We start from the raw sequence: 12,514 nt of genomic DNA, 5'->3' as shown, positions 1-12,514 counted from the left end.
CGATTCCATGTGGACCAGATCACAGTTCCGAGGAGACACTGGGACGGTGAGTTGCTCCCCGTTCGACACCGTGCAGCGCGACGTCGTCTACCGCTCGCGGCCCTCCGGTGACCTGCTCCTCGATCTCGTCGGCCCCTCGGGCCGCGGACCCCATCCGGCCATCGTTTTCGTGCATGGTGGCGGATGGTTTACCGGTGACCGCACGCTCTGCCCGGATCTGCACCGTCATTTCGCCGCGGCCGGATTTGTGATGGCGAGCATCGACTATCGACTCACTGGCGACGCCGGATTCCCGGCGCAACTCCACGACGTACGTGCTGCGATCGACCATCTACGCTCTCGCGCAAACGAATACGGCATCGATCCAGAACGCATCGGGGTGTGGGGTGCATCAGCGGGCGGTCACCTCGCCGCGCTCGTGGGACTCCACGCGCATCGCTCGCGGCTGCCCGGCGAGGACGCCGATGTCGATGCCCGGGTGTCCGCTGTTGCCGAATCCTATGGTCCGGCAACGCTGGTCGCCGGTGACGTGGCACCCGGACAGCAACTGCCCGGCGCCTCCGTACCGGCTCTGACTCCCGAAGGGCGGCTCCTCGGTGGCGACCCCGCCGAACTGCCCGAGGCCGCCCGCGCGGCGAGTCCGTTGTATCACGTCCACCGCGACGCCCCGCCCGTCCAGATCTCGCACGGTACCGCCGATGTCCTCGTCGGCGACGACCACAGCCGCCTGTTGTTCCGCGCGCTCGCCGACGCCGGGGTGGAGGCCGACCTCTACCTCGTCGACGGCTACCGCCACGGTTTCTTGAACCCGCCCCGACGATCCGACGTGCCGGGCCCGCCGGCGATGGACGAGGGCAGACTCGCCGCGGAGGGTGCCGCTCCCGCTTTGCTGCATTCCGCCCGTGGCGGACGGGAGTCGCAGTGCCGCAAAGACTTCGGCTTCGACGAGATCGCCGGCTTCTTCGTTCGTCATCTGCACCCCGACGCGTCGGTCTCGCCGTCGCCGGGACTGTCTCGACCCGCCCACACCTCAGGAGAGAAGTCATGACCACCACCATCGACCCGGATGCCATGCATGATCGAGCCCCTATCATCGATGCCCTCCCCGGCGAGGCCGTTCCGTATCGACTCGCGAGTGGGGAGGGGCTGCGCTACGAGATCGACAACCAGCTCTGGACGGTCATCGCGCGAACGGCCGACACCGGCGGATTGTTCGACGCCGCATTCATTCTCGGCCCGCGAGGATCCGGTGCCGCATTCCACGTCCTGCCGGACCATCAACGCTCCTATCACGTCTTCGAAGGCTCGGTGCAGTTCTGGCTTCCCGGGCGCAGCCGTGTTCTCGCGCCCGGTGACTCCATCCACGTGCCGCCGGGAACGCCGGTCGCCTACCGCATGCTCGGTCATTGCTCACGCATACTGTTCTTTTCTGCTCCGGGCGGTGCGCTGGACGCCCTCGCCGGCAGTGGCGCGGGGGTGAACCGTCATATCTACTCCGCCGATACGCATTCAGGTCTCAAAATGCCTCTGACAGAACTCTTCTCGTCGATCGGTGCACGTGCTCACGATGAGGCGCTCGCGGCGGTGTCCGACGAGTGGGACGACGCACTGCCGTCGGGGGCGCAAGCATATTTTCTGCGGGCACTCACCGGCGATCGGCGCGCGTGGCCGGACTCCCTCAACTCCTATCAAGCGCGCGGTGCCAACACCGGAGGCCGGTACTTCTCGGTGCTCACCCTCGGCGGCCGGTCGCCGTACATTCCGCAGCACTTCCATCGCCACCACACGGAAAACTTCTTTGTCCTCTCCGGTCGGGTATGGCTGTACGTCAACGGCGTCGAGACCCTGCTCACTGCTGGGGATTACCTGCACGCGCCGGCCGGCACCATCCACAGCTTTGCCTTCGACGCGCACACCACCCAGATGCTGGGCATCCTGACCTCCGATGTGTTCGAGAACTTCTTCGACGTCACCGGCGAGGCCACCGACGACCTCGTCTACACCGAGGGCCTGATCAACCCGGAGCACATGATGGGTAAGCTCGGCGCGGCCATGGCCGACCTGGACCTCGAGTTTGTCGGTCCGTCGCCGACGCGGACACGTGGCCTCGACCTCTGACCGTCTGCGACGGCAAAACGGTGCTGCGTGCATCATGGGACGATGCCCATTGACGATGTGCACGACAGCGCGGAGCCGAATCGGAGCGCGCCGGACCGGACGGCAGGAGAACCGGCCCGCGAGAATGTGATCCTGGTGCATTGGCACGATCTCGGCCGTCACCTGAGCTGTTACGACGCCGACGGAGTCGAGAGCCCGCATCTGGATCGGTTGGCGGCCTCGGGCATCCGCTTCGCCGATGCACACGCGACCGCGCCGCTGTGCTCGCCGGCGCGCGGGTCGCTGTTCACCGGGCAATATCCGCACCGTAATGGACTCGTCGGGTTGGCCCATCACGGGTTCGCCTACCACGAGGGAGTGCCTACGCTGCCGAAGATCGTGGGCGAGGCGGGCTACCGGACGGTTCTGTTCGGCATGCAACACGAGAGCACCGACCCGACGAGCATCGGCTTCGACTCGGTCGACGTGTCCGACTCGCGCTGCGATTACGTCGTCGCCGAGTCGCAGTGGTGGTTGGGCCACCACGTCCGGACCGCGCCGCAGCGGCCGTTCCTGCTGACCGCGGGGTTTTTCGAGACCCATCGCCCATATCCCGAGGACGAATATCCGCCCGCCGACACTTCCGGGATCGACGTTCCCGGATTCCTTCCCGACACCGCCGATGTGAGGGCGGACCTGGCAGGTCTGCACGGCAGCATCACCAAGGCCGACGCCGCGGTCGGTCGGCTGCTGGAGACGGTCGACGATCTCGGGCTCACCGAGAACACGTGGATTGTCTTCGTCACCGACCACGGCCTGGCGTTTCCCCGCGCGAAGTCGACGCTCTACGCGCAGGGCACCGGGATCGCGCTGATCGTCCGCCCGCCGGCGGCGCGCGCGATGCCACCGCAGGTCTACGACGGACTGTTCTCGGGGGTCGACCTCACCCCGACGATCCTCGATCTACTCGGACTCGGCGTGCCCGCCGATGTCGACGGTCACTCGCACGCCGCGCAACTCGTCGCGGCGGGTCGCTCGGTCCGCGACGAGGTTTGCCGCGAAGAGGTCTACACCGAGAAGACCTACCACGACGCCTTCGATCCGATCCGCGCCGTCCGGACCAAACACCACAGCTACATCGAGAACTACGCGCACCGACCCGAGTTGCTGTTGCCCCTCGACATCGCCGACAGCGCCTCGGCGCGCTCGATCGATCCGGCGGTGACCGAACGCGACCGGCCCCGTGTGGAGCTCTACGACCTCGATTCCGATCCGGATGAGCGCAACAATGTCGCCGAGGATCCCGCCTACGCGCAGGTTCGCGCCGATCTCGCCGACCGTCTTGCCCGGTGGCGCACGAGCACCGGTGACGAGCTCCCCAGCGAACCCGACGGCACTGCCATCGCCGAGAGATTCATGGCGGCCTTCCACGCGCGAGCCCGTGACACCGCACCGGAAGAAGAGGCATTGCCGTCCCGCCGACCGCTCGGTGCGCGGCGTGAGCTCGACGGCACCATCACCTCCGGTGAGGGCGATGCGATGCGCGCGTCTGCTGCCGAGGGCACGCCCCGCTGACTGTTGGCCTGATCGTGAAAAGTCAACAATTAAACGCAAATTGAGGCAAAGTGCCTAGGTTGCTCTCGGGTTCGGCGTGGTTGGTTCGGCGTGGTTAGACTGAGCCGATGCCCCACCCTCAGAGCTACCTGGTGTGTGCGAGTCAGCGCAGTGGTAGCACGTTGCTCGTCGAGTCACTCGCGGCCACTGGGGTGGCCGGTACGCCCGAGGAGTTCTTTCAGTTCTTCGCCTCGTCCTCGCAATCACCTCAACCCCGTGAATGGTTTGCCGGAGTGCGGGATTCGTCGATACTCGACATGCTCGACGAGGTCGACGCCGGAACGGTGGACACCCGCGACTTCAGCCGATGGCAGAGCGATGTCCTGGCCGCCGGTCGCAGCAGCAATGGGGTGTGGGGTGGCAAACTGATGTGGAATCAGACGCCGCTGCTCATCGCGCGGACCAGGGTCGGCTCGGGATCATTGCGCACCGCGCTGCGGGAGCTACTCGGAGCCGATCCGCTGTTCGTCCACGTGTTCCGCGATGACGTTGTGCCGCAGGCAGTGTCGATGTGGCGGGCGGTACAGACGCGGGTGTGGCGTGACGGACACGGCCCGCATGTAGATCCGGCGCGTGATGAACGCGCGCAGTACAACGCGGAGGGGATCGCGCATCTCGCGGCGATCCTCGACGATCAGGAACGGCAGTGGCGCCGCTGGTTCGCCGACGAGGGCATCACGCCGATAGACATCGAATTCGGCGAGCTGGTCAAGGACCCCCAGGGCACGACCGCCGGGGTGCTTGCGGCACTGGGCCTCGATCCTGATCTGGCTCCGCCCCCTCCGATCGCACCGCAGTCCAACGCGAGGTCCCAGGAATGGGCGCAGCGCTACCGCCGTGATGCGGAAAGGAACGGATATCCGCTATGACTTCTCCCGATACCGCGGCCACCGACAACGCGGCCACCGCCGAATTCGATCATGTTGCCGCACTGCGCATCCTCGAGTCCGAGGCGGTACACATCATCCGTGAGGTCGTCGCCGAACTCGAGCGGCCGGTGCTGCTGTTCTCCGGCGGCAAGGATTCGATCGTACTCCTGCGGCTGGCCGAGAAGGCCTTTCGGCCGCATCCTTTGCCGTTCCCGATCCTGCATGTCGACACCGGCCACAACTTCGATGAGGTCATCGAGTTTCGCGATCGGCGCGTGGCTCCGAGTGCCGACAACCCCGCGGGCCTCACACTCATCGTGGCGTCGGTGCCCGACGCGATCGCCGCCGGGCGCATCGCCGAATCGACCGACCCGTCGGGATCACGCAACCGGCTGCAGACTCGGGTCCTGCTGGATGCCTTGGAAGAAGGGGGATTCGACGCGGCGTTCGGCGGTGCCCGCCGCGACGAGGACCGCGCCCGTGCCAAGGAACGGGTATTGAGCTTTCGCGACGAGTTCGGACAATGGGACCCGCGAGCCCAGCGTGCTGAACCCTGGTCGCTGTACAACGGTCGCATCCGGCGCGGCGAATCGGTGCGGGTGTTCCCGTTGTCGAACTGGACCGAGACCGACATCTGGCGCTACATCGCGCTCGAGGGGCTCGACCTGCCGTCGATCTACTACGCGGCGCAGCGCGAGGTCTTCGATCGGGACGGCATTCTGCTCGCCGTGTCGCCGTTTTCACAGCCGGCCGCAGACGATGACGTGCGGACCGAATGGGTGCGGTACCGCACCGTCGGTGACCTCACCATCACCGGAGCGGTGCGGTCGAGGGCCACCACCATTGCCGAGATCATCGCCGAAATCAGCGAGGCGACCGTCTCCGAGCGTGGGGAGACCCGCGCCGACGACCGCACGTCCTCGGCGGCGATGGAGGACCGCAAGCGAGAGGGATACTTCTGATGAGTGCTGGGATCTCCACTGCGGACCGCCAGATCCTGCGGCTGGCGACCGCGGGCAGCGTCGACGACGGCAAGTCCACATTGATCGGACGGTTGCTGTACGACACCGGCAGCCTGCCCACCGACCATCTGGCCGGGGTCACCTCCTCTGACGGCAACGTCGATCTGGCCGCATTGTCCGACGGTCTGCGCGCCGAACGAGAACAGGGCATCACCATCGACGTCGCCTATCGGTTCTTTGCCAGCGACACACGCAGTTACGTCCTCGCCGACACCCCCGGCCACGAGCGCTACACCCGCAACACCTTCACCGGGGCGTCCAATGCCCACGTGGCCGTGCTGCTCGTCGACGCCCGTCACGGCGTGCAACGCCAGACCCGCCGCCACGCCCGGATCGCGACCCTGGTCGGGGTGCCGCATGTGATCGCCGCGGTGAACAAGATCGACCTGGTCGACTACTCACACCGGCGGTTCGGTGAGTTGCAGGTCGAATTGACCGAACTCGCAGTGCAATTGGGAATCGGTGAGATCACGGCGATTCCGGTAGCCGCTGCCCTGGGCGATAATGTGGTGCATCGGTCGGCCAATACGCCGTGGTATTCGGGACCCACGCTGCTGGAGTACCTCGAGGCGGTGGAGCTGGCGGCGCCGTCGCCGCAGCCGCGAGAGCTCCGGTTGCCGGTGCAGTGGGTATCGCGCCCTGGGCCCGACGGAAAGCGGATCTACACAGGCCGAGTGGCCGCGGGCACCCTTGCACCCGGCGACCCCATCACCGTGCTGCCATCCGGGTCGGTCAGCACGGTGACGTCGGTGGACACCCTCGACCCCGATCGGCCAGTCGCGGTCGCGGGGCTGTCGGTGTCGGTGCAGCTCGCCGACGAGATCGATGTCGGTCGTGGAGATGTCATCATCAGCGGCGCGCCCGACGCGCACCTGCCGGTCTCGGCCCGGGAACTCTCGGCAACATTGTGCTGGCTGTCCTCGGCGCCTCTGCACGCCGGGGATCGTGTTGCCCTCAAACAGGGAGCGACCACGGTGCGCGCCACCGTGCAGTCACTGGAACGACGACTCGACCCCGAATCGCTACTCGAGGTCGTGGGACCAACGGAGTTGGGGCTCAACGATATCGGTACAGTGACGCTACGAACCTCATCGGTCGTCGTGGCCGACACCTACGCTCAGAATCGCGATACCGGCGCGTTCATCCTCATCGACGAGGCCTCCAACGACACCGTCGCGGCCGGAACGATCCTCGAGGCACGGGAGGTTGTTCCGGGCAAGGCGACGCGCAACGACATCAAGTGGCACCCGAGCTCACTGCAGCGATCCGAACGGTGGACCAAGACAGGACAACGCGGGGCGACGGTGTGGCTGACCGGATTACCTGCCTCGGGGAAGTCCACCGTGGCGGTCGCGCTCGAACGTGAACTGGTCAACCGGGCACGGGTGGCCTACCTCGTCGACGGTGACAACATCCGGCACGGCATCTCCGACGATCTGGGATTCTCGCCAGGTGACCGTGCTGAGAACATCAGGCGCGTCGGGCATCTCGCGCGGTTGTTCGCCGACGCTGGTGTCGTCGCGATTGCGTCGATGGTCTCGCCGCTGCATTCCGATCGCGAGATCGCCCGCGAATTGCATCGCGCCGCCGAGCTCGACTTCATCGAGGTGCACGTGTCGACGCCGGTCACCGAGTGCGAACGACGCGACCCCAAGGGGCTCTACGCGCGGGCGCGGCGCGGTGAACTCAAGGGGCTCACCGGGATCGACGCACCTTATGAGAAGCCCCGATCGCCGGATCTGCGTGTCGACACCACCGGTGCCGACGTCGACGAACTCGCCGGCCGTGTGCTCGCACTGTTGGTCGAACGCGGCATCATCGACCAGTGATGGCTGCCGAGATCGCGCTCACCCCACCCGATGCGGCGCCTGGTGCTGTGAGCGTCGGGAAGGTGATTGCGCAGTAGCCCTGGGCGCCCGACAGCGGTGCACTCGCAGCGGGGCGGTGCCGCACGAGAAGGTGGTGCACTCGGGCGGGGCCTCTGGCCACCACCGCACCGCGACAGGCGCATTCACGAAGAACTTTCCCGAGACCCGCGTTTCGGACACCGTCTCTCCGATGAATCCTACGTGCACCGACACCGCAGACTGGCATCGAGGATGTACCGGTCGTGGCCGAACGGCGAGGTGAGGTGGTAGGCGGGATCAGCCCTGATACCCGAACATCTTCTTGCCGTACCAGTCACCGATCCCGGTGAGTCCCGGTGGGATCGCAAACAGCGAACTGGACACCGGAGAGATGTACTCGTTGAGGGCGTCCTGGGCCAGGTTGTTCTGGATGCGGGCGAACTGCTCGTGCGCGTTCTTCTGATAGGCGATGAAGAACAGTCCGGCCGAGAGCGTGCCGGTGCGGACGTCGATCCCGTCGGTGAAGTTGTATCCGCGGCGCAGGAGCTGGGCTCCGCCGTTGCTGTCGGGGTGGGCCAGGCGCACGTGCGAGAAACGGTCGATCTTGGTACGGCCGTCGGTCCCCTTGACCGTGAAGTTCGGATCGGTGAACTCACCGCCACCCGACAGTGGTGCGCCGGAATCCTTGGTGCGCCCGAAGATCCGCTCCTGATCGGAAATATCGTCGGAGTCCCAGGCCTCGATGTGCATGCGGATCTTGCGGCTGACGAGGTAGCTTCCACCCTTCATCCACGGTTGGTCGGTCTCCTCGCCCACCCACACGAACTTCTCGGCGACAGCCGGCTCCTCGGCCTTGATGTTGGCCGTTCCATCTTTGAAGCCCAACAGATTTCGTGGTGTCACCTGATCGGTGCTGGTTGCCGATGCACGCCCGAACCCTTCCTGCAGCCATCGGAGGGTGATCACGCTGCGCCCGATACGGGCCAGGTTGCGCACGGCGTGAAAGGCCACCTGTGGGTCCTCGGAGCAGGCCTGCACGCAGATGTCGCCGCCGCTGATGGACGGGTCGATGGTGGTGTCGACGGCCAATTGGCCGAGCGGTCGGAGTGCCTCGGGCATCTTGGCGGCCAGGCCGAGCCGGTCGTCGAAGAAGCTCGGCCCGAATCCGACCGTGATGGTCAGACGGTTGGGGCCGAGGTCGAAGGCCTCTCCGGTGTCGGCGGGAGGTGCCATCGGGCGTGACTCGACCGGACCCACCGGTTTGCCCTGGGCGAGCAGACTGGCCGCCGCCGCCCATCGTGCCATCATTGTCTCGACCTGTGCGACCGTCGTCGGTTTGAGATCGAAGGCGGCGAACACGAGCGAATTCTGTTGACGTGTGGTGATACCGGCCTGGTGCTCGCCGTAGAACTCGACGGTCTCGGTGGCCGGATCGCTGCGTGTGTCGGCAGTGGCGGTATAGGTGATCCCCGCGCCCGCGGCACCACCGACAGCCAGCCCGGCACCGGCGATACCAGCGCCGGTGAGGAACCCCCGTCGGTTTACCCGGCCCCGTTTCTGCGGTGTGGGTTCTGGCGTGTCGGTGGTGCTCATGGGGTATCGAACTCTCCTGTCTTGTGGTGTGGGGACGGGGCCGTCAGCTGGCGGCGGCGATCTTTCCGCCGGCCTGCGACAGCGGGTCCTTGACCGCGATGATGGCTGTGGCCATCTCCCGCTTCTGCTGTTCGGTCACGTCGTTGAACGGTTTGAATCCGCCGGGCCCGTTGGGATCCCGGAAGCTGTCGATCAGCGAGTTGACCCGGTCGAAGGCCTGCTGGATCGTCGTCGTGAGCTGCGGATCGATCTCGTTGAGGGCGGTCTTGACGATGGCGAACGCCTGCTGGCTGCCCTCGATGTTGGCTTGCATGTCGACGAAGTCGATGTGCGAGTAGGCCTCTTCCTCACCGGTCAGCTTGCTAGTGGAGACCTCGTCGAGGAGGTCACCGGCCCCGTTGATGATGTCGGCGGGTTTGATGGTGAACGAAGGCTCGTTGACCAGGCGCTGCAGATCCTTCACGTTGGTCAGTACGGTGGCCGCCACTGGCTTCATCCCGTCGAGGTTGCCGGCTTCCCACAGCTGCTTCTCGATGACGTGGAAGCCCTGCCAGGTGTCACCGGGGCCCAGCGCGTCCGGGCGAGCGTCGATGGCGACATCGAGGTTCACGGCTTTGTCGGTCGAGCAGTCCGAAGCGCCGTTGGCGCAGAAGGATCCGGCGATCGGCTCGATACGCTCGTAGTATGGGCGGGCCTTGATGTAGGCGTCCTTGGCGGCGGCGAGATCGCCGGAGTCGACCGCGTCAACGAGGTTCTGGGTCGATGTGGTCAGACTGTTCGCCTGGGTGATGACGTACTGCTTGTATTCGGCCGCGGCCGCGTTGAGCTGGTCGGGGACGCTACCGGTGGCCCTGGTGGCCGTGCCGGTGACGGTGAAGGTGGTCTTCTCGGTGGTCGCACCAGGGCAGTACAGCTGATAGGTGCCCCCATCGAGTTTGTGGGAGAACGACGTTGCCGCCATACCGGGCGCGATGTTCTCGCGTTCGGCGAGGATCTTGCCATCCTGCAACAGCTCCACCTCGCTGACCGCTGCCGCGTTGGTGTTCTTGATCTCGAAAGTGATCGGCCCGGCGTCGACCTTGTCGGGGGTGACCTTGCAGCCGTCGTTGGTCATCTCGACCGTGACGGTCTTCGTCGCACTCGACGAATCGCCGTCGTCACTGCTGCTGCAGGCGGCCACACCTACGATGGCCACGGCGGTCGCCGACACGGCAACCAGTCTGGAAGCCCTCATCAAGTTCTCTCCTTCTTCTCGGGCGGCGCCACCACGGCGGCCGGGTCCATATCCGGGTTCACGTCGGGTCCCGGAGGCTCCAACGTGCTCGGGTCACCGCCACCGGACACCGGGGCCGACGGTGTCGATGGGGTTGGTCGGGTCGGGCGACGGCGCGACGCCATCGCGCACAGTGCTGCAAGCGCCGCGAACACCGCGGCGAAGACGGTAAGGGTCAGCGGCACCGTCACACCGCGCGAATGATGGCGATCGAGCTGATCCTTGGCGGCCCCGAGGGCGGTGAGGTCGGCGGCGGTGGGCTGATGCCCGGTGTCGAATGTGGCGACCCTCCCGAGCACGACCGCAGAGCCCTTTTCCGGGGTGGCCGTCGCGGTGATCGCGTAGCGCACATCGGCGGCGAGTGGACGGGCGAAATACGGATCGACCGAAACGGTGACCGAGGCGCTGACGACGTAGACCACCGGCGCCGACTCGCCGAACCGGCGGGTGTCCAGACCCACCGGCAGACGTCCGCCGTTGCCGGCGACGATCTGGGCGACGCTCACCCGAGTCGGAGCACCCGGTATCAAGGCGGTGATCGGCAGGTTCGGGGTGACGACCTGGTCGAAGGTCGGCGCGGACAGGCCACCGAAGGTGGTCGTCTCACCCCCGGAGAGTCGTTCGAGGGGGGTCGTGACGGCGCCGCTGGTCAGCTCACCGGTTGCGGAGTCCGCGTCTGTTGTCGATACCGAGACCGAGACGTCCGCGGGCACCTGCACCGCGGTGCCGGACAGGATGCCGCTCGTGGTCGGGGTCCCGGTGGGTGGTGCCGCCAGCGTCGACGATGGCGGTGCGGGGCTGGCCGGCGCGGTGAGGAATACCACGAGCGCGGCGATCGACAGCACCGCGGCGCAGGCGCCGGTGGCGATCGCGGCGAGTCGGCGCGGGAATGTGCGCCCGGCCGGCCACAGGACGATCGTGCCGACCACCACTACATAGATCAGCCAGCCGACGACCTCGACGAGGACAGGTTTGGGTTGTAGCCCGAGCACGCCGGTCAACAGCGAGGACTGCACCGAGCCGGGCCGCACCAGCCAGCTCAGGTCGACGACCTGTTGTTGTCCGACGTCGAGCCATCCGGCCTCGTGGGCGGTGTGCAGGGCCGTCATCACCAGCCCGGCCGCGACGAACACCAGCAACAAGCCGGTGATCGTGAAGAAGCGGGCGAGGTTGATGCGCACTCCACCGCGGTAGATTCCGTAACCCAGTGCCACCGCGATGGCGATGCCGAGGATCGCGCCGGCGGCCGAGGGCCCCGCGTTGCCGCTGGCGTTGAATGCCGCCACGAGGAAGACTGCGGTCTCGAGCCCTTCGCGCAGCACCGCCAGGAACGCCATCAGGACGAAGGCGAACGCTGATCCGTTGGTTATCGCATCGGATGCGGCGGATTCCAAGTCCCCCTTGAGGTCTCGGGAATGCTTACGCATCCAGACGATCATGTAGGTCACCATGGCGACTGCGACGGCGCCGATCACCGTCTCCAGGGCTTCCTGCTGCTGTTGGGGCAGATCGCGGGACAGCGCCTCGAACCCGATCGCCACACCGACGCAGATGAGGACCGCCACGATCACGCCGATCCACATCCAGCGCAGTGCGTCGTTGCGCTGTTGGCGGCGCAGGAATGCGGCGATGATGCCAACGATCAGGGCCGCTTCTAGGCCTTCGCGGAGGCCGATGATCAGGGTTGCGAGCATTGTTGCCCTCGTTTCGTGCGATACGGAGCTTGTCTCACGCTGCCGCAAATGTCCGATTCCGTGGCTTGTCGGCGGGCCGTGATACCACGGTCGGCGACCGTGAACTGCGAGGGGATCATGCCCGCCACCAGCTCCATTTGCGACTTCCTTGTCCAGTGCACCCCGGGTTCCGCGCCGGGTGACGCAGCATTGGTGAGGCTAACCGACGATAGTATGCCCTTCCCTCGGGAACCGGATGCGCTCGGGTGAAGTTGAGAAGGGTGTCGGGCTCCGACGCGTCGACGAGTGGAGTCCGGTGTCGGGAATGTGCAACCCTGTGTCGTTCGTGCGGTCGCCATCGTTCGGTGTGGTCATCGTTCTTGTGGTCATCGTTCTTGTGGTCATCGTTCGTGTGGTCATCGGGGAGAGTCCGACGACGAGGTGCAATACGCGTGGTCCACACGCGCAGAAGGGGTAGTGAGGGTGCAAGCGGGTAGCAGTGCGCGCCGGTATCGCGTGCTGATCG

9 protein-coding genes are annotated in these 12,514 nt (G+C 66.3%); 6 read left to right on the top strand and 3 right to left on the bottom strand.

The window, feature by feature from the left end; all coding sequences use genetic code 11:
* The first annotated feature begins 46 nt into the window (after nt 1-46).
* The 6 genes from EF294_RS05785 (at nt 47) to cysC (ending at nt 7,431) form a co-directional block, all read left to right on the top strand.
* A complete protein-coding gene (locus EF294_RS05785; RefSeq protein ID WP_246007695.1) occupies nt 47-1,048 on the top strand; it encodes an alpha/beta hydrolase in 1,002 nt (333 codons plus the stop codon).
* Complete coding sequence (locus tag EF294_RS05780; RefSeq protein WP_123926587.1) at nt 1,045-2,118, top strand: quercetin 2,3-dioxygenase; 1,074 nt, start codon at nt 1,045-1,047, stop codon at nt 2,116-2,118. Before EF294_RS05785 ends, EF294_RS05780 begins: the two co-directional genes overlap by 4 nt.
* A 42-nt stretch (nt 2,119-2,160) precedes the next feature.
* Nucleotides 2,161-3,672 carry a sulfatase family protein gene (locus EF294_RS05775; protein ID WP_185090954.1) on the top strand — a complete coding sequence of 504 codons (1,512 nt, stop codon included), beginning with the start codon at nt 2,161-2,163 and terminating at the stop codon, nt 3,670-3,672.
* 107 nt (nt 3,673-3,779) lie between these two features.
* On the top strand, nt 3,780-4,580 hold the full coding sequence (gene stf0, locus EF294_RS05770) for a trehalose 2-sulfotransferase (protein ID WP_123926584.1): 801 nt from the start codon (nt 3,780-3,782) through the stop codon (nt 4,578-4,580).
* Nucleotides 4,577-5,542 carry a sulfate adenylyltransferase subunit CysD gene (gene cysD, locus EF294_RS05765; RefSeq protein WP_123926577.1) on the top strand — a complete coding sequence of 322 codons (966 nt, stop codon included), beginning with the start codon at nt 4,577-4,579 and terminating at the stop codon, nt 5,540-5,542. Before stf0 ends, cysD begins: the two co-directional genes overlap by 4 nt.
* Nucleotides 5,542-7,431 carry an adenylyl-sulfate kinase gene (gene cysC, locus EF294_RS05760; RefSeq protein WP_123926574.1) on the top strand — a complete coding sequence of 630 codons (1,890 nt, stop codon included), beginning with the start codon at nt 5,542-5,544 and terminating at the stop codon, nt 7,429-7,431. Before cysD ends, cysC begins: the two co-directional genes overlap by 1 nt.
* Nucleotides 7,432-7,746: 315 nt before the next feature.
* Here cysC and efeB read toward each other — a convergent pair whose 3' ends face one another.
* From efeB to efeU, 3 genes are read right to left on the bottom strand one after another with little or no spacing between them, the layout of a single operon-like run.
* Nucleotides 7,747-9,042, bottom strand: coding sequence for an iron uptake transporter deferrochelatase/peroxidase subunit (gene efeB, locus EF294_RS05755; RefSeq protein ID WP_123926571.1), 1,296 nt, complete (start codon nt 9,040-9,042; stop codon nt 7,747-7,749).
* Between the two features lie 43 nt (nt 9,043-9,085).
* Complete coding sequence (gene efeO, locus EF294_RS05750) at nt 9,086-10,276, bottom strand: iron uptake system protein EfeO (protein ID WP_185090953.1); 1,191 nt, start codon at nt 10,274-10,276, stop codon at nt 9,086-9,088.
* Complete coding sequence (efeU, locus tag EF294_RS05745) at nt 10,276-12,009, bottom strand: iron uptake transporter permease EfeU (RefSeq protein ID WP_123926568.1); 1,734 nt, start codon at nt 12,007-12,009, stop codon at nt 10,276-10,278. The genes efeO and efeU overlap by 1 nt, the downstream gene beginning before the upstream one ends.
* Between the last annotated feature and the right edge of the window lie 505 nt (nt 12,010-12,514).

Origin of the sequence: Gordonia oryzae, assembly GCF_003797185.1 — a bacterium.
Taxonomy (GTDB): Bacteria; Actinomycetota; Actinomycetes; order Mycobacteriales; family Mycobacteriaceae; genus Gordonia; species Gordonia oryzae.
The sequence above is the reverse complement of the archived record's forward strand: the minus strand, read 5'-3'. Positions and strand labels throughout refer to the sequence as shown.